This window comes from Nocardia sp. CDC519, from assembly GCF_059509835.1.
Genome location: NZ_CM183377.1, coordinates 2,339,563 through 2,356,904, shown reverse-complemented (window position 1 = coordinate 2,356,904; position 17,342 = coordinate 2,339,563). Strand labels below are relative to the sequence as shown.

General features: G+C 69.4%; 16 protein-coding genes. 6 read left to right on the top strand and 10 right to left on the bottom strand.

What is annotated here, in order from left to right; all coding sequences use genetic code 11:
• Positions 1-4 precede the first annotated feature (4 nt).
• On the top strand, positions 5-856 hold the full coding sequence (locus tag AC5W7N_RS10575; protein ID WP_324197322.1) for a class I SAM-dependent methyltransferase: 852 nt from the start codon (positions 5-7) through the stop codon (positions 854-856).
• A 71-nt stretch (positions 857-927) separates the two neighbouring features.
• On the opposite strand, the gene AC5W7N_RS10570 is transcribed toward AC5W7N_RS10575, so the two are convergent.
• The 7 genes from AC5W7N_RS10570 to AC5W7N_RS10540 form a co-directional block, all read right to left on the bottom strand.
• On the bottom strand, positions 928-2,073 hold the full coding sequence (locus AC5W7N_RS10570) for an acyl-CoA dehydrogenase family protein (RefSeq protein ID WP_194992082.1): 1,146 nt from the start codon (positions 2,071-2,073) through the stop codon (positions 928-930).
• A 149-nt stretch (positions 2,074-2,222) separates the two neighbouring features.
• Positions 2,223-3,212: a lysophospholipid acyltransferase family protein gene (locus AC5W7N_RS10565; RefSeq protein WP_228815110.1), complete on the bottom strand. Its 990-nt coding sequence runs from the start codon at positions 3,210-3,212 to the stop codon at positions 2,223-2,225.
• 117 nt (positions 3,213-3,329) lie between these two features.
• Entirely contained in the window at positions 3,330-4,850 is a 1,521-nt protein-coding gene (hflX, locus tag AC5W7N_RS10560) for a GTPase HflX (protein WP_195019677.1), read from the bottom strand.
• Between the two features lie 88 nt (positions 4,851-4,938).
• On the bottom strand, positions 4,939-5,820 hold the full coding sequence (dapF, locus tag AC5W7N_RS10555; protein ID WP_163812044.1) for a diaminopimelate epimerase: 882 nt from the start codon (positions 5,818-5,820) through the stop codon (positions 4,939-4,941).
• A gap of 41 nt (positions 5,821-5,861) precedes the next feature.
• A complete protein-coding gene (locus AC5W7N_RS10550) occupies positions 5,862-6,695 on the bottom strand; it encodes a TrmH family RNA methyltransferase (RefSeq protein ID WP_194992127.1) in 834 nt (277 codons plus the stop codon).
• Positions 6,692-7,681 carry a tRNA (adenosine(37)-N6)-dimethylallyltransferase MiaA gene (miaA, locus tag AC5W7N_RS10545; protein WP_495923599.1) on the bottom strand — a complete coding sequence of 330 codons (990 nt, stop codon included), beginning with the start codon at positions 7,679-7,681 and terminating at the stop codon, positions 6,692-6,694. The genes AC5W7N_RS10550 and miaA overlap by 4 nt, the downstream gene beginning before the upstream one ends.
• Positions 7,678-8,433 (bottom strand): class III extradiol ring-cleavage dioxygenase family protein, encoded by a 756-nt coding sequence (locus AC5W7N_RS10540; protein ID WP_495923597.1) that lies wholly within the window; start codon positions 8,431-8,433, stop codon positions 7,678-7,680. The genes miaA and AC5W7N_RS10540 overlap by 4 nt, the downstream gene beginning before the upstream one ends.
• A 265-nt stretch (positions 8,434-8,698) precedes the next feature.
• On the opposite strand from AC5W7N_RS10540, the gene AC5W7N_RS10535 reads away from it, so the two are divergent.
• Positions 8,699-10,072, top strand: a complete 1,374-nt coding sequence (locus tag AC5W7N_RS10535) for a DUF349 domain-containing protein (protein ID WP_163811892.1) — start codon at positions 8,699-8,701, stop codon at positions 10,070-10,072.
• A 272-nt stretch (positions 10,073-10,344) separates the two neighbouring features.
• On the opposite strand, the gene AC5W7N_RS10530 is transcribed toward AC5W7N_RS10535, so the two are convergent.
• Both AC5W7N_RS10530 and miaB read right to left on the bottom strand, forming a co-directional pair.
• Positions 10,345-10,929, bottom strand: a complete 585-nt coding sequence (locus AC5W7N_RS10530; RefSeq protein ID WP_163812042.1) for an Rv2732c family membrane protein — start codon at positions 10,927-10,929, stop codon at positions 10,345-10,347.
• 377 nt (positions 10,930-11,306) lie between these two features.
• Positions 11,307-12,773 (bottom strand): tRNA (N6-isopentenyl adenosine(37)-C2)-methylthiotransferase MiaB, encoded by a 1,467-nt coding sequence (gene miaB / locus AC5W7N_RS10525; protein ID WP_495924086.1) that lies wholly within the window; start codon positions 12,771-12,773, stop codon positions 11,307-11,309.
• A gap of 398 nt (positions 12,774-13,171) precedes the next feature.
• Here miaB and gluA point away from each other — a divergent pair, with 398 nt between their 5' ends.
• The 4 genes from gluA (at position 13,172) to AC5W7N_RS10505 (ending at position 16,477) form a co-directional block, all read left to right on the top strand.
• Entirely contained in the window at positions 13,172-13,900 is a 729-nt protein-coding gene (gluA, locus tag AC5W7N_RS10520) for a glutamate ABC transporter ATP-binding protein GluA (RefSeq protein WP_163812038.1), read from the top strand.
• 60 nt (positions 13,901-13,960) lie between these two features.
• Positions 13,961-14,800, top strand: a complete 840-nt coding sequence (locus tag AC5W7N_RS10515; RefSeq protein ID WP_495923595.1) for a glutamate ABC transporter substrate-binding protein — start codon at positions 13,961-13,963, stop codon at positions 14,798-14,800.
• Between the two features lie 100 nt (positions 14,801-14,900).
• Complete coding sequence (locus AC5W7N_RS10510; protein WP_495923593.1) at positions 14,901-15,581, top strand: amino acid ABC transporter permease; 681 nt, start codon at positions 14,901-14,903, stop codon at positions 15,579-15,581.
• Positions 15,578-16,477: an amino acid ABC transporter permease gene (locus tag AC5W7N_RS10505; RefSeq protein WP_163811890.1), complete on the top strand. Its 900-nt coding sequence runs from the start codon at positions 15,578-15,580 to the stop codon at positions 16,475-16,477. The genes AC5W7N_RS10510 and AC5W7N_RS10505 overlap by 4 nt, the downstream gene beginning before the upstream one ends.
• A 117-nt stretch (positions 16,478-16,594) precedes the next feature.
• On the opposite strand, the gene recX is transcribed toward AC5W7N_RS10505, so the two are convergent.
• Positions 16,595-17,236 carry a recombination regulator RecX gene (gene recX, locus AC5W7N_RS10500; RefSeq protein WP_495924085.1) on the bottom strand — a complete coding sequence of 214 codons (642 nt, stop codon included), beginning with the start codon at positions 17,234-17,236 and terminating at the stop codon, positions 16,595-16,597.
• Positions 17,237-17,342: the final 106 nt, after the last annotated feature.

The following is a 17,342-nucleotide window of genomic DNA, read 5'->3' as shown; positions in this document are numbered from 1 at the left end:
CGATGTGGTGAATGAGCAGATGCGGCAGAACTGGGCCGAGGGCGCGGCCGGATGGACCGAGAACGAGCAGCTCTTCGACGCGTTGTACGCGCCGGTGACCGAGGCCATCGCCGGTGCGGCGGCGCTCGGTGACGGTCGTGCGATGCTCGATATCGGTTGCGGGACCGGCACATTGCTGGCCGCCGGTCGCGCGGCCGGCGCGGCGGTCACCGGCGTCGACGTGTCTCCCGGCATGGTGGAGGCGGCGCGGGCGCGCGTGCCGGAGGCCGCGGTGGTACTCGGCGATGCGCAGACCATGGACCTGACCACGGTTCCCGGCGCGCCGTTCGACCGGATCGTGTCCCGATTCGGCGTGATGTTCTTCGACGATCCGGTCGCGGCCTTCGCCAATATCGGCCGGGCGGCCGCACCGGAGGCCGGGTTGGCGTTCGCCTGCTGGCGCGGGCACGCGGAGAACCCGATGTTCACCCTCGGCACCACCGTGCTGACCGATCGCATGGACCCTCGGCCGGACGACCCGCAACCCGGCGCACCCGGCCCGACGGCGTTCGCCGATCCCGAGCGCCTGACCTCGATCCTGACGACGGCTGGATGGTCCGATATCGCCGCGACCCCCGTGGATTTCCTGTGCGACTACGGCATCGACGGCGGCGATGGGGTGGCGCAGCGGCTGGCGCTCATCCTTGGTACCACCACCGGACGGCAGGCTCGCCGTGTGCTCGAGCCCGAACTGGGCGCCTCCGGGTGGACGGCGCTGCTGGATGAGGTACGTGCCGAGCTGCGCCGCCATCTGGTCGACGGGGTGGTCCGGCATCCGGCCGCGACCTGGCTGGTCACCGCCCGGCACGCGGGCTAGCGACGGAAACCGCCCCGCCCCACCGTGATCGGCGGGACGGGGCGCTCGGTGCTGCGCGGCCTTCGCGGGAATCAGGCCAGTTTCAGCGACCGGCCGATGATCTCCTTCATGATCTCGGTGGTGCCGCCGTAGATCGTCTGGATGCGGGCGTCCATGTACGCCTTGGCGATCGGGTATTCCTTCATATAGCCGTAGCCGCCGTGCAGTTGCAGGCAGCGGTTGATGAGGTCGAGCTGCTCCTCGGTGCTCCACCACTTCGCCATGGCGGCGTCCTCGGGGGAGAGTGTGCCGGCGTTCAGGTCTTCGATGAAGCGGTCGACCATGATGCGCACCGCGGTGGTCTTGGTGGCCAGCTCGGCCAGCACGAAACGGGTGTTCTGCAGGGCGCCGATCGGCTTGCCGAAGGCCTTGCGGTCACGCACGTACTGGCAGGTCATGTCCAGGCAGCCCTCCATGGCGGCGGCCGCCATCACGGCGATCGACATGCGCTCCTGCGGCAGGTTCTGCATGAGATGGATGAAGCCCATCCCCTCGGTGCCGAGCAGGTTGGCGGCGGGCACCCGGACGTCATTGAAGCTGAGCTCGGCGGTGTCCTGCGCCTTCAGGCCGATCTTGTCCAGGTTGCGGCCGCGTTCGAAGCCGGGCATATCGCGCTCGACGACCAGCAGGCTGAACCCCATCGCGCCCTTGTCGGGGTCGGTCTGGGCGACCACGATGACGATATCGGCGTTGATGCCGTTGGTGATGAAGGTCTTGGCGCCGTTGAGGACCCAGTCGTCACCGTCGCGGACGGCGCGGGTCTTGATGCCCTGCAGGTCCGAACCGGTGCCCGGCTCGGTCATCGCGATGGCGGTGATGATCTCGCCGGAACAGAAGCCCGGCAGCCAGCGTTGCTTCTGCTCCTCGTTGGCCAGCTCCAGCAGGTACGGCGCGATGACGTCGTTGTGCAGCGAGAAGCCGAGACCGGAGTACTGCCCGCGCACCGTCTCCTCGGTGATCACCGCGTTGTAGCGGAAGTCCTTCACCCCGCCGCCGCCGTACTGCTCGGGCACGGCCATGCCGAGGAAGCCCTGCTTGCCTGCCTCGGTCCACACCGACCGGTCGACGATGCCCCGCTCTTCCCATGCCGCGTGGTTCGGCGCGACATGGGTGTCGAGAAACTTGCGGAACGACTCCCGGAACAGGTCGTGCTCGGGTTCGAACAGTGTGCGCTCCACACCAACCTCCTAGTGACCACACGAACCGGTCCGCACCGGTCCGTCGTTGTCACCCACCGTACCCGGAATGAGAATGGCTGTTCACTTCACTCCCCGAATTCGTCGCCTCACCTGCTCGAGTATCGGGGACGAAGATGATCAAAGGAGATTCACGACAAACGAAAACGCCGCAGCCGGTCGATGGCACCGGAGGCGAACGCGCCCAGATCGCCGCGCACCCGGCCCACCAGGGTGCGACCGGCGTCACGGTCGCGCTCGGCGAACAGGAACCGCAGTTCCTCCTCCAGGCTCTTGCGCACCACTGCCCGCAATTCCACCGCCGCGGCACCCAGATCGGGGGCATCACGCCAGGGCGCGGGATCGATCGGCGCCCCCGCGGCGAAGTAGAACCGCTCCGGCCGGGGCAGCGGCGTCGGGCCGATGCCGCGCACCAGGGGCGGGGTCAGCTCGCGGTTGATGCCGAGGGCCTCGACCACCCAGCGCAGCGGCCGCAGCACCGGATGATCACCGTCGACGATGATGTCGTAGGCGTCGTCCACACCGATCATCGCGACCGGAACGATGGGCGCGCCCGCCTCGATCGCCATCCGGGCGAACCCGGTGCGTCCCTCCCATTTGAGGTGGTACTTCTCGTTCTTGCGGCGCACCGCTTCGCGCCCGCCACCGGGGAAGACCATCACGGCCTCACCACGCTCGAGCAGCGCCAAGCAGTTCTGCCGGGTGCCGCGCACCGAACCGTAGTGGTGCAGCAGGTGCCGGACACCGGGCACCGCGATGAGGACGTTCTCCGCGAGCCCGCGGATGAGCCTGCCGCGCCGGCGCAGCACCTCCGGCAACAGCAGCGGCGCGTCGATCCCGCCGAGCAGATTGTGGTTGCCCACCAGCAGCACCGGCCCCTCGGCCGGAATGTTCTCCAGCCCGTAGAAGCGCGGGCTGGTCCAGGCGCGCAGCGGGGCGAGCACGGTCTCGATGATGCGCAGATCGGTATCGCTCAGCGATACCGTCAGCGGCGCACCGTCGCTGAGCACGGCGGTTTCGCGCAGGGCCCCGGCCTCGTCGGCCGGAGCAGCGGCCCCCCGCGGCAGAGCACCGGCCGGCCGATCACCGGAATCGGCCGAGCCGGAACGGTCGTGCGACATGAACCCTCCTGATGTCGATTCGATGACGATAACGCAACGAAATCGACTGTGTCGCATCGGATATGCCACTACGGGCTGACCTGCGACATTGTTCACGTGCCGGAAACCCGGCGGTCTTTACGCCCCGTCGCCGACGGCAGTGCCCGCGTGCGCGTACTCCGACAGCGCCGCGGCCAGGGCTTGCGGCACGTGGGCGTGCACCCTGGTGCCCGCTTCCTCATGGCTGGAGCTATCGATCCGGCCATCGGCGTGGATGCGGGCGAGCAGGTCACCGCGGGTGTAGGGCAGCAACACGCTGACCTCGACATCGAGGCCGCCGAGCACCTCGGCGAGCCGGTCACGCAACTCGTCGATGCCGGTGCCCTTGTGCGCGGAAACGAACACCGCACCCGGCAGCAGGGCGCGCAGCCTGGTGAGCTCGACCGGATCGATGGCGTCGATCTTGTTGACCACCAGCAATTCCGGCGGCGCGGGCGTGCCCGATTCGCGGATCACATCGGTGACCACTTCGCGCACCGCCTTGATCTGCTCCGAGGGCAGGGCATCCGAGCCGTCCACCACGTGCAGCAGCAGATCGGCGCCGGTGACCTCCTCCAGGGTGGAGCGGAACGCCTCGACCAGCTGGGTCGGCAGATGCCGGACGAAGCCGACGGTGTCGGTGAAGACGACCTCGCGGCTGTCGTCGAGTTCGGCGCGTCGGGTGGTCGGGTCGAGGGTGGCGAACAGCGCGTCCTGGACCAGCACACCGGATCCGGTGAGCGCGTTCATCAGACTGGACTTGCCGGCGTTGGTGTAGCCGACGATCGCGACCGACGGGATGCCGCTGGAGGTGCGCCGCGAGCGCATGGTGTCGCGCGCGGTCTTCATCTCGCGGATCTCGCGGCGCAGCTTGGCCATCCGTTCGCGGATGCGGCGCCGGTCGGTCTCGATCTTGGTCTCACCGGGGCCACGCAGACCCACACCGCCGTTGCTGCCGGCCCGGCCGCCTGCCTGCCGTGACATCGACTCACCCCAGCCGCGCAGCCTCGGCAGCATGTACTCCATCTGGGCCAGCGCGACCTGCGCCTTGCCCTCGCGCGAGGTGGCGTGCTGGGCGAAGATGTCCAGGATCAGGGCGGTCCGGTCGATCACCTTGACCTTGACGACCTTCTCCAGCGCGGTGAGCTGGGCGGGGGTGAGTTCACCGTCGCAGATCACGGTGTCCGCACCGCTGGCGAGTACCACCGAGCGCAGCTCGTCGGCCTTGCCGGAACCGATGTAGGTGGCCGGATCTGGCCGGTCGCGACGCTGGATCAGCGCCTCGAGCACCTCGGAACCGGCGGTTTCGGCGAGCGCGGCGAGTTCGGCCATGCTGGCCTCGGCACGCGCGGCGCTGCCCTCGGTCCACACCCCGACCAGTACGACTCGCTCCAGGCGCAGCTGCCGGTATTCGACTTCGGTGATGTCGGTGAGCTCGGTGGACAGCCCGGCGACGCGGCGCAGTGCGCTGCGGTCTTCGAGCTGGAGTTCACCGGTGGTGGGCTCGGGGGCCCAGCCGCCGCGGCGGCTCGGTCGCGCCTCGGCGGTGCCGTCGGTGCCGTCGAACTCGGCGCCGTCCACGTCGTCGGCGCCGTCGTACAGATCGCTACCGTTGGTCATATCGAAAGACTCTGAATTCCTCATACACCATCCATGCTGCCACGAAATCCCAGGACAGCGCATGTGGTTATCCGCCGGCGCGGTCCGGTCACCAGGTTTGCCACCACTCGGCGGCGATCCGGCCGGTCGCCACCAGCACCGATGGGCCGCGCAGCCAGGCCAGGCCACGCTCGAGCCCGACCGACACCGCGCCGCCGGGCACCCGCACGGTCACCTCGCCGGTGTCGGCGGAGATGCGGAAACCACCCGCGGCCAGGGCGGCGGCCGCGGCGGCCACCGTCCCGGTGCCGCAGGAGCGGGTCTCGCCGACCCCGCGTTCGTAGACGCGCATGTCGACCGCACCCGTCGCGTCGAGGCCGGTGACCAGCTCGATGTTCACCCCGTGCGGGAACAGGTCGGGGTCGTAACCGGGGGCAACGGTCAGATCGAGCTTTGCCAGCGCGTCGGCGGTGAGTTCCGGATCGACGCAGGCCAGGTGCGGGTTGCCGACGTCGATGCCGATCCCGCGGTAGCCCCAGCCTGCGACGGTCGCGGTCGATTCGCCGAGCTCGCGGACCTCCCCCATGGCGACGGTGACCTCACCGTGCACCGGACCGGCGGTGTGCACCGTCACCGGGCGCGCACCGGCGCGGCTTCCGACGACGAACTCGCCGCGCGTCTCCAGCCCCGATGCGGCCAGGTAGTGCGCGAACACCCGCACGCCGTTGCCGCACATCTCGGCGATCGAGCCGTCGGCATTGCGATAGTCCATGAACCAGTCCTGATCGCCGACGCCGTCGGGCAGCTCGGCCAGCACGCCCGCGGCCTGCAACGCACCGGCTCGCGCGACCCGCAGCACGCCGTCCGCGCCGAGTCCGCGTTGCCGATCGCACAGCGCCGCGATCCGCTCGACGGTGAGCTCGAGCCGCACCTGCGGGTCGGGCAGCACCACGAAATCGTTCTGGGTGCCGTGGCCCTTGGTGAACTCGATGCTGTCGGTGTCTGGCACGTGCCGGCCGCCTCTCGTCGTTGTCATCTGGCAAACGTCCGGCGTTGCCGGGAAATTTCGTACAGCGCGACCGCTCCCGCCGAGGGCGCGCCCAGCGAGCTCGCGGTCCCGCCCATCGGGATGTCGACGATATCGTCGCAGGCCTGTGCCCAGGCCGCGCTCATCCCGCTGGTCTCGTTGCCGACCACCAGGATGGTGGCCTCGGTGAAATCGTGGTCGAACACCGCGTGCGTACCGCCTTCGTCGGTGCCGACGATGCGCGTGGGAATGCCGCGATTCACCTGCCGGTCCCGGAAGGCGAGGATCTGGGCGGGCCCCGCGGTGCGCAGCACCGGCATCGCGAACAGTGAACCGGTCGAGGCCCGCACGGCCTGCGGGTCGTACTGGTCGGCGCCGTGACCGGTGACGATCACCGCGTCCGCTCCGAACGCGTCGGCCGAACGGATCAGCGTGCCGAGATTGCCCGGCGAATTGGGCCGGTCGAAGACCACGACCACCGGCGCGTCACCGGGTTCGCCCGGTTCGAACGTATCCAGTTCGACGATCCGCTGTTCGGCGACGGCGACGACCTCGGGCACCCCGCTGGCCTTCTCCCCCAGTTCGGCCATCAGTTCCGGCACCAGGCCCACCTGCGGCACCTCGCTGGTCGCGAGCAGCTCACGCGCCCAGCGCGACAGCTCCGGCCCACCGAGCCGGTACAGCAGCGTCTCCAGCGGCCAGTCGTTGGCGACGGCCTGGGTGATCGGGCGCACGCCCTGCACCAGGAAGCGGCGGTCGCGATGACGTTTGGTGCGATTGTTCAGGTAGGCCTGCCACACCTGCACGGAGGCGTTGCGGGTACTGACGCGTCGGGTCACTGCGGGGTTCGCTCCTCGGAGTCGATGCCGGTGCTCGGCCGGGTCGTGGCCGCGCCCGGTTCATCGGGTTCGGCGGTGGCGAGCAGCGACGCGACTGTAGCGGCCAGATCCGGATCGGCGCCGTCCACCCAGCGCACCCGCCCATCCCGACGGAACCAGGAACGCTGCCGCCGCACGTAGCGGCGGGTGCCGATGAAGGTCCGCTCCCTGGCGTGTGCCAGGTCGTATTCCCCGTCCAGATAGGCCAGCACCTGGGCGTAGCCGATGGCGCGGCGCGCGGTCTGGCCGCTGCGCAGGCCACGCTCGACCAGCCCGCGCACCTCCTCGACCAGGCCGGTGTCGAACATCAGGTCGGTGCGGCGGGCGATGCGTTCGTCGAGTTCGGCGGTGTCGCGGTCGACGCCGATGATGATCGTTCCCCAGCGCGGGCGCCCGATCACCGGTGCCGACGCCGCGAACGGCTTACCGGTGAGCTCGACGACCTCGAGCGCGCGCACCATCCGCCTGCCGTCGGTGGGCAGGATGGTGGCAGCGGCGGCCGGGTCGGCGGCCCGCAATGCCTCGTGCACGGCCGCCACTCCGCCGTCGGCGAGCAAGGCCTCCCACCGGGCGCGGACCTCCGGATCGGTGGCGGGGAAATCCCACTGGTCCAGCAGCGCCTGCACATACATCATCGAACCGCCGACGATCACGGGCGTGCGCCCACGGGCCATGATCGCCTGGACATCGGCGGACGCGGCGGCCTGATAGGCGGCCACCGTCGCTGTGTCGGTCACCTCCAGCACGTCGAGCTGATGGTGCGGAATGCCGCGGCGCTGCTCCGGCGGCAATTTGGCCGTGCCGATATCCATGCCGCGATACAGCTGCATCGCGTCGATATTGACGATCTCGCCGTCGAGGCGTTCGGCCAGATCGAGCGCGAGATCGGATTTGCCGGTGGCGGTCGGGCCGACCACCGCGATCGGGGTGCGTGCCGGTGCGCTCACCGCCGGTCTCCGGTCCGCGGTCGCCACGTGCTCACCTGATAGCCGACGCCGAACGGGGCGGCCTGGTATCGCGTGTCGACGATCGGTGCCGCCGGGTCCGCGCCGAATACGCCGGCCAGCACCTGGAACGCGGCGCGGCCGCGGATACCGACCTCGGCGCATTCGAGCGGATCCAAGGCGAGTAGGCCGTCGCGGTCACCCGCGCGCAACGCGTTGTCCAGCGCTGCCTGCCGGTCCGCGGCGCGCGGATCGAAGTAGCCGGGCGCTGCGGTGGACAGCGTGGTGGCGCCGTCGGCGACCACGAGCACGCCCTGTGGCTGCGGGTCGGCATCCAGTTCCGCGCGCAGTTTCGCGCCCAGTTCCGCGCACTCGCCCGCGGGAGTGTCGGCGTCGACGATCCAAGCCTGCGCGACCGCATGCGGCGCGACCTGCTGCCGCAACCAGGCGGCGATGAGCACGGGCAGCGGCAGATCCGGGTCGGCATCAAGATCGCCGGTCGGCGCGCTGCCGCTGAGACCGACCACGAGGTCGACGCCGAAACCACGGAACGTGCCCGCGCGCTCCGGCCCGGCCACCCGGTCACCCGCCCCGACGCCGACCACCGTCCAGCTCGAAGCCGCCGCCGCCAGCTCGGCCGCCGCGGCCGAGGCCGCCGCGCGCACCTCGTCGACCGCCGCACCCGCACCGAGACCACCACAGAGCTCGGGAACCAGGATCGGCGGCGAGGGAACAAGGGCCGCAAGACAGAACACGCCGTCAACGGTAGTCGCCCGCCACCGCGGCCCAGCGCCCTGCCAGTCCCCGTGCGCCACCGTGGGTTCGAGTGTCTCTGCCGGAAACCCGGCCACAATTGCTAGTGTTCGAGGTACTCCAACCCAGGTCATCGCGGGTCGGGGTCCGTGGCGCCACACCGCGGTGCATGCTCGATCGATGTGGTTTCCAGGGCTCGGACCGGGTTCAATGGGATGAGCTAGGGCGTAACCAGGCAGCCGTGACGCGCGGCAGGGACGAGGAGCAATGACCGACAGCAACGGAACCGCGAAACCCGGCCCCGGCACCACCCCGCGACCGTCCGGAATGCCGAAACCCGGCGGCTCGGCCCACCCCAAACCGCATGCGGTCAAACCGGCGCCCGGCGCCTCGCACGAGCACCCGCATCCGGTCATCGTCCCCACCGTGACCGATCCCAGCGAATGGGGCCGCGTCGACGAAGACGGCACCGCCTGGGTGAAGACCGCCGACGGCGAACGCGTCGTCGGGTCCTGGCAGGCAGGCGATGCCGCCGAGGGCCTGGCTCACTTCGGCCGCCGCTTCGACGATCTGGCCACCGAGGTCGCGCTGCTGGAAGCCCGGCTGGCGGCGGGCGCCGATGCCCGCAAGACCAAGGCCGCCGCGTTGGCGATCGCCGAATCGTTGCCGACGGCCGCCGTGATCGGCGATATCGACGGGCTCGCGCGCCGATTGCAGGCCATCGCCGAGCACTCCGAGGAAGCGGCCGCGCACGCCAAGGAAGAAAAAGAGCGCGCCAGGCACGAGCACACCGAGCGCAAGGAGGCGCTCGCCGCCGAGGCCGAGCGCATCGCCGCCGAATCCACCCAGTGGAAGGCGGCGGGTGATCGGCTGCGCGAGATCCTCGAGGAGTGGAAATCCATCCGCGGGGTTGATCGCAAGGTCGACGACGCGCTCTGGAAGCGGTACTCCAAGGCGCGGGAGGCGTTCAACCGTCGTCGTGGCGCCCACTTCGCCGAACTCGACCGCGAACGCGCCGCCGCCAAGACCCGCAAGGAAGAGCTCTGCGCACGGGCCGAGGAGCTGTCCGGGTCCACCGATTGGGCGGGCACCGCCGCGGTGTTCCGGGATCTGCTGGCCGAATGGAAGGCCGCGGGTCGCGCGCCGCGCGAGGCCGACGAAGCGCTGTGGCGCCGGTTCAAGAGCGCCCAGGACGTGTTCTTCGCCGCCCGCAACGCCGCGGCCTCCGAACGCGACGCGGAATTCGAGCAGAACGCCGCCGCCAAGGAGGAGCTGCTCGCCGCCTACGCCCACATCGATCCCGCGCACGGGCTCGACAACGCACGGGCCGCACTGCGCGAATTGCAGGACAAGTGGGACGCCATCGGCAAGGTGCCGCGCGAACGGATGCAGGAGCTGGAAGGCAGGCTGCGCGCCATCGAGAAGCGGGTCCGCGAGGCGGCCGACGCGCAGTGGCGGCGCACCGACCCCGAGGCCATGGCGCGGGCCGCGCAGTTCCGCGAACGCGTCGCGCAGTTCGAGGAGCAGGCAGCCAAGGCCACCGCCGCCGGCAAGACCCGGGACGCGGAAAAGGCGCTCGAGCAGGCCAAGCAGTGGCGCGAATGGGCCGAAGCGGCCGAAGGCGCGGTCAGCAACCGCTGATCGGCGCGGACAGGAGAAGGCGCACCCGAGCAGAGAGCCGGGTGCGCCTTCTCGTGTAAGCCCTACCGCACTCGGTCAGGCGACACCCGGTGTTGTGAACCGACTGGTGTGTGCAGACCGAGCTAGGCTGCGCTCGACCTCTCGGGAGCTTGGTCGGCGACGGCGAGGCTGATCGGTCGTGTGGCCCGTCAGATGCTGCTCCGGACCAGACGAACCGTGCCGATGGCGCGGCAGCCGATGCCGTAAGACTCAGTGCGCTGACGCCGCAGCACTCAGGAGTCGTCGCCCTGCAACCTGCGCCGGTCCCGCTCTTCCTCGGCGGCGGCCGCGATACGCCGCTGTTCCTCGGCGGCCAGCTGCAAGGCCGTGCGGCTCCACACCACGCGAACCCAGTGGAACGTCAGCACGACCGCGGCGATGGTGCCGATGACCAGGCCGATGCCGGGGCCCGCGCCGATGTAGTTGTTGAGACCCGGGGTCTGCCGATGCCAGATCGAGAACACGCCGAACGCACTGGCGATGGCCGAACCGGCCACCGCGATCCAGGCCAGCACCCAGCGCCGGGTCATCAGCGCCAGCAGCGAGAACCCGATGCCGAACACGACGACGAACCAGACGAAGATGCGCGAGGGCAGGCCGATGTGCTCGGTCGCGGCGACATCGGAGCCGAGCAGCACATCGAAACCGCGCGCCGCGCCCGCATGCGAGAGCACCAGCGACACCAGCAGGGCGAACACCGCAACGGCCACCACCATGGCGCGCACACCCGGATCGATCTCGCCGGCGATCCGGCGTTCGACGGCGTCGAGATCGTCGCGGAACTGTTCGAATTCGTCAGTCTGCTCGACCGAGCTCACGTGGTCCTCGTTTCCTTCGGCTGCATCAGTGGTGTCGGGGGTCTGTGCGGCGGTCCGATCGGCCGCGTCGTCGCGAGGTTCGGCACCGGCGTCCTCGCCGGAAGAACCTGCCGCCGGCGACAGGTCGGCAGCGCCATCGCGGGGCGGGCCACCATCGTGGGAAGAATCCGGTGTTCCCTCGACCGCGGGCACGTCCGCGGAGTCGCCGCGGGCCGGGGCGGCGCCGTCGTCGGCCGAGCCGGATGCCGTGTCGGCCGCGGACACGTCCGTCGTCGAGTCTGCGTCTGCCGCGTCGGCGCCGGCGCCGGTGGGCGGGCGGCTACCGGTGCCGGTATCGCCGGAGCGGTCCGCCTCGTCGGGATCGCGAGGGGCCTCGCTCATGTCCCGCATCCGGTGGCGCACCCCGCGGCCGCGACCGGCTCCGGTGCGGGGGCGCCGATACGGGGCAGGCCGAGCCCGACGCCGATGGGTTCGGTCTTCGGGGTGGTGCCGCGTTCGTGGGCATCGCCCGCCCGGGTGCGGCGGTGGGTGCGCAGCGGTGCGTCGGCGATCAGGTGATGCGGTGCCGCGCCGGTGATGTCGACGGTGACGATGTCGCCGGGCCGGATCGGCTCGGCGGATTCGGGCCGGAAATGCACCAGCCGTCCGTCGCGGGCCCGTCCGCTCATCCGCGCGGTGGCGGCGTTCTTCTTGCCCGCGCCTTCGGCGACCAGCAACTCCACTTCGGTGCCGATCAGCGCACGGTTGGCCTCGAGCGAGATCTCTTCCTGCAGTGCGATCAGCCGGTCGTAGCGCTCCTGCACGACGTGTTTGGGCAGCTGATCGGGCATATCGGCGGCCGGGGTGCCCGGCCGCTTGGAGTACTGGAAGGTGAACGCGCTGGTGAATCGCGCCTGCCGCACCACCTCGAGGGTTTGTTCGAAATCTTCCTCGGTCTCGCCGGGGAAGCCGACGATGATGTCGGTGGTGATGGCGGCATGCGGCATCGCGGCCCGCACCTTCTCGATGATGCCGAGGAAGCGGGCCTGCCGGTAGGAGCGGCGCATCGCCTTGAGCACGCGGTCCGAACCGGATTGCAGCGGCATGTGCAGTTGCGGGCAGACGTTCGGCGTCTGCGCCATCGCCTCGATGACGTCGTCGGTGAACTCGGCCGGATGCGGGGAGGTGAACCGCACCCGCTCCAGGCCCTCGATGCCGCCGCAGGCGCGCAGCAGTTTGGCGAACGCGCCGCGATCGCGCGGCTGCTCCGGGTCGGCGAAGGAGGCGCCGTAGGAATTGACGTTCTGGCCGAGCAGCGTCACCTCGAGCACACCCTGATCGACCAGCGCCTGCACCTCGGCGAGCACATCACCGGGACGCCGGTCGACCTCTTTGCCGCGCAGCGAGGGCACGATGCAGAAGGTGCAGGTGTTGTTGCAGCCGACCGAGATCGACACCCAGCCCGCGTAGGCCGATTCCCGCTTGGCCGGCAGCGTCGACGGGAACGCCTCGAGCGACTCCAGGATCTCCACCTGGGCCTCGTCGTTGTGCCGGGCGCGTTCCAGCAGCACCGGCAACGACCCGATGTTGTGTGTGCCGAACACCACATCCACCCACGGCGCTTTGCGCACCACGGTGTCGCGGTCCTTCTGCGCCAGGCAGCCGCCGACGGCGATCTGCATGCCGGGGCGCCCGGCCTTGATCGGCGCGAGATGGCCGAGGGTGCCGTAGAGCTTGTTGTCGGCGTTCTCCCGCACCGCGCAGGTGTTGAACACCACCAGGTCGGCCGTCTCGCCCGCGGCCGCCTTCACATAACCCGCATCCTCGAGCAGGCCGGACAAGCGCTCGGAATCGTGCACGTTCATCTGGCAACCGAAGGTGCGGACCTCGTAACTGCGTGCGTCCGTCTGCGCCGGGACCAGGGCGGGATGCGCTACTGCCTGTCCGATCGAATCCACCCGTCCAGGGTACGGGCTGGCTCGTAGCGGGCTCGCGGCGCATCGGCCCCGCCCGGCCACCGCGGGCGCAGGTCACCGGACTCGCGCCGGACCTCGCCGAGTCCAGCACCCCGCGGTTCGCGCGGCTACCACACCGGCTGACCGCCAGGTTACGGCGACATGTCGATTCGGCGTGGCGACTCGGTGTGTCACGGAAAGCCGGGCAAATCCCGGATTTCCGCTTAAGGTCATGGACCATGACCGACGCCACCGACGCGCCCGGAACGACCGGGGCCGCCGACAGCGGGGACGCCACCGCGCCACCGATGATCTCGATGCGCAACGTCAACAAGCACTTCGGTGCTCTGCACGTGTTGCGTGATATCAACCTCGAGGTGCCCAAAGGGCAGGTCGTGATCGTGCTCGGCCCTTCGGGGTCCGGCAAGTCGACGCTGTGCCGCACCATCAATCGGCTCGAGCCGATCGACACCGGCGACATCAGCGTCGACGGGATCCCGCTGCCCGCCGAGGGGCGCGGGCTGGCCGCGCTGCGCGCCGACGTCGGCATGGTCTTCCAGTCGTTCAACCTGTTCGCGCACAAGACGATCCTGGAGAACGTCATGCTCGCGCCGATCAAGGTGCGCAAGCTGAAAAAGGACGAGGCCCGCACCCGGGCGATGGGCCTGCTCGAACGCGTCGGCATCGCCAACCAGGCCGACAAGTACCCGGCCCAGCTCTCCGGCGGCCAGCAGCAGCGCGTGGCCATCGCGCGCGCCCTGGCGATGAACCCCAAGGTGATGCTGTTCGACGAGCCGACCTCCGCGCTCGACCCCGAGATGGTCAACGAGGTCCTCGACGTCATGGTGTCGCTGGCCAAAGAGGGCATGACCATGCTGGTGGTCACCCACGAAATGGGCTTCGCCCGCAAAGCGGCCAACCGGGTGCTGTTCATGGCCGACGGTCAAGTGGTCGAAGACGCCACGCCGGAAACGTTCTTCACCACACCGAAGTCCGACCGGGCCAAGGACTTCCTCGGCAAGATTCTCAGCCACTGAGCGCTGCACCGCCCACCGACCACGGCCATCGAAAACCAGAATGAGGGAAGAAGGAAATCGATGAGGATCAACCGTGCGCTCCGTCTCGGAGTCGGGGCCATCGCCCTGGCCCTGGCCGCCGCCACCACCGCGGGTTGCGGTAGCGGAGACGACAAGACCGCTCTCGACCACGCCAAGGAAGGCAAGCTGACCATCGGCATCAAGTTCGACCAGCCGGGTCTGGGTCAGCGCAACACCGATGGCACCTACAGCGGCTTCGATGTCGAGGTGGCCCGCTTCGTCGCGGCCAAGCTCGGCGTCCAGCCCGACGGCATCACCTTCAAGGAAGCTCCGTCGGCGCAGCGCGAGACGCTGATCGAGAACGGCCAGGTGGACTTCATCGTCGCCACCTACTCCATCACCGACCAGCGCAAGGAGAAGGTCGATTTCGCCGGCCCGTACTACGTCGCGGGTCAGAGCCTGCTGGTGAATGCCGACAACACCGACATCACCGGCCCGGAGACCATCGCGGGCAAGACGGTCTGCTCGGTCAAGGGTTCTACCCCGGCGCAGAACATCGAGAAGAACTTCCCCGACACCCAGCTGCAGACCTACGACACGTACTCGCTGTGCCTCGAGGGTCTCAACAGCGGCGCGGTCGACGCGATGACCACCGACGACATCATCCTCGCCGGTTACGCCGCGCAGACCCCCGGCCGCTACAAGCTGGTCGGCCAGCCGTTCACCACCGAGAACTACGGCATCGGGCTGAAGAAGGGCGATCAGGAGAGCCGCGACAAGATCAACGACGCCATCGAGGCGATGATCACCGAAGGCGCCTGGGACAAGGCCTTCCAGGATTCGGTCGGGCGCGCCGCGAACTACCCGACTCCGCCGGCTCCGCAGGTGGACCGGTACTGATCCGATGATCGACCGCGGTGGGCGCCGATGATGCGCCCACCGCGCGGTCATCCGGTCGCCGACCCTGCCCTCACCTCATGATCGGAGGCGCGCACCCACCGTGTTCGATTTGATCTCTGAGTACGATTCCCAACTGCTCGACGCGTTCTGGGTCACCATCAAGCTGACCGCGCTGTCCGCGATCGGCGCGCTGGTGCTCGGCACCATCGTGGCCGCCATGCGGGTCTCGCCGGTCCCGGTGGCGCGCTGGGTCGGCACCGTCTACGTCACCGTCTTCCGCAACACCCCGCTGACGCTGATCCTGGTGTTCTGCTCGCTCGGCCTGTATTCGACGCTGCGCGTCAAACTGGCCGCCGACGGGCCGAACTCGCTGGCCGAGAACAACTTCCGGTGGGCGGTCGTCGGCCTGAGCGTCTACACCGCGGCGTTCGTCTGCGAGTCGCTGCGCGCGGGCATCAACACCGTGCCGCTGGGCCAGTCCGAGGCCGGGCGATCGCTTGGCCTCGGCTTCTTGCAGAACCTGCGGCTGATCGTGTTGCCGCAGGCGTTCCGTTCGGTGATCGCCCCGCTGGGCAGCGTGCTGATCGCCTTGACCAAGAACTCGACCGTCGCCTCCGCCATCGGTGTGGCCGAGGCGTCGTTCCTGATGGCCAAGATGCTCGACACCGAGGCGGCGCTGCTGTCGATCGGTGCGATCTTCGCCCTCGGCTTCGTGGTCCTGACATTGCCGACGGGTCTGCTGTTCGGTTATATCGCCAAACGATTCGAGGTGGCCCGATGAGGCGGGAACCGTCGGTTCTCTTCGACGCACCAGGCCCCGCCGCGCGGGTGCGCAACATCATCTACTCGGTGATCGTGCTGGCCGTGGTGCTGCTCGCGGCGTGGTTCGTCTACCGCGGCTTCGACAGTCAGGGGCAGTTCGACGCCGAGAAGTGGAAGCCGTTCCTGGAAGCGGATGTCTGGACGACCTATCTGCTGCCGGGTCTGCGTGGCACCATCGTGGCCGCGGTGCTGTCGATCATCTTCGCGATGGTGCTCGGCATGATCTTCGGCATCGCCCGGCTCTCCGATCACCGCCCGGTGCGGTGGGTGGCGGGCGCGGTCGTCGAAATCGCGCGCGCCGTTCCGGTGCTGATCCTGATGATCTTCCTGTTCGCGCTCTACTCCGAGTACAACGTTTTCGAGTCCGAGTATCTGGCGCTCGGCGCGGTGGTCACGGCACTGACCATCTACAACGGGTCGGTCATCGCCGAGATCGTGCGCGCCGGTATCCGCTCACTGCCCAAGGGCCAGACCGAGGCCGCGGCCGCATTGGGTATGCGCAAGGGCCAGTTGATGCGGTTGATCCTGCTGCCGCAGGCCATCACCGCCATGCTGCCCGCACTGATCTCGCAGATGGTTGTGGCGTTGAAGGACTCGGCGCTGGGTTATGTCATCACCTACGAAGAGGTGGTCCGCAACGGCTTGCAGCTGGGTGCCGCCGATTCCAATACGATTCCGGCGTTGATCGTGGTCGCGATCATCATGATCGTGCTGAACATGACGCTGTCTCAGGTCGCGACCTGGCTGGAGCGGCGTCTGCGCGCGGGCCGCCGCAAGGGTGGCGGCGCGGTGGTGGCCGCCGATTCCATCGTCACCGATGGGGCGCCGGGGGTGGATATCACCAAGGCTCCGTAGTCGTAGCGCCTTCCGGCGCGCAGATCGCACATTTCGCGATCTGCGCGCCGTTTGCGTTTCGGAGGTCACCCGGCCGGTCAGGCGGCCGAGATCGCCACGGCTCGGCGCCTGCGCGAGCTACTCGCGCGGCAACTCGTCGGATTCGAGGCCGGAATCGGCCGTATCGAGTTCTGCCTTGACGACGGCGTAGGCGGTGGACGAGTTGTAGCCGCGGCGGGCGAGCATGCCGACGAGACGGCGGATTGCCTTGTCGCGGTCGAGGTTTGCGGGCATGGTGCGGAGTTTGCGGCGGACGAGTTCGGTGGCGCGGTCGTGTTCGTCGTCGGCGGTGACGGCGGCGAGGGCGTCGGCGGCGTCGTCTTGGGAGACGCCTTTGCGGCGCAGCTCCTGGGCGAGGGCTTGGCGGCCCTTGCCGGAGTAGGTGTGCCGGGACTGGACCCACTGCTGAGCGAACGCGGCATCGTCGATGAGCCCGACCTCGGCGAGCCGATCGAGCGCCTGCTCGCTCACCTCGGCCGGGTATCCCTTGGCGGCCAGCCGCTGTGCGAGTTCGGCGCGGCTGCGGGCGCGGACGGCGAGCAACCGCAGACACGCGTCCTTCGCCTGCTCGACTGTGCCCCCGGATTCGGAGCCGGTCGCGAGCGCCTCGCCTCGTGCGGCTCTTGTGCGCGGCGGAGCTGCCGACTGAGAGCCGTCGCCGGGGGTGCCGGAGTCGTCGTCCGATGCGGAGCGGTAGCTACGCGTGTGCCGTTCGAGGATGACGGCGCCGCTGGGCTCGCCTCCCGGACCCCGATCCTGATGCGCCGGCCGGTGGTCGGCATCGTGCCCGGTGCCCTCGGCGCTGCGCCTGCGGCGACGTCGCGTC

What these genes read in the sequence shown, in the direction of transcription:
- hflX (WP_195019677.1), bottom strand. Translation starts at nt 4,850, where the DNA reads ATGACCAACGGTAGCGATCTGTACGACGGCGCCGACGACGTGGACGGC.
- AC5W7N_RS10515 (WP_495923595.1), top strand. Translation starts at nt 13,961, where the DNA reads ATGAGGATCAACCGTGCGCTCCGTCTCGGAGTCGGGGCCATCGCCCTG.
- AC5W7N_RS10505 (WP_163811890.1), top strand. Translation starts at nt 15,578, where the DNA reads ATGAGGCGGGAACCGTCGGTTCTCTTCGACGCACCAGGCCCCGCCGCG.
- AC5W7N_RS10535 (WP_163811892.1), top strand. Translation starts at nt 8,699, where the DNA reads ATGACCGACAGCAACGGAACCGCGAAACCCGGCCCCGGCACCACCCCG.
- AC5W7N_RS10565 (WP_228815110.1), bottom strand. Translation starts at nt 3,212, where the DNA reads ATGTCGCACGACCGTTCCGGCTCGGCCGATTCCGGTGATCGGCCGGCC.
- miaB (WP_495924086.1), bottom strand. Translation starts at nt 12,773, where the DNA reads ATGAACGTGCACGATTCCGAGCGCTTGTCCGGCCTGCTCGAGGATGCG.
- gluA (WP_163812038.1), top strand. Translation starts at nt 13,172, where the DNA reads ATGATCTCGATGCGCAACGTCAACAAGCACTTCGGTGCTCTGCACGTG.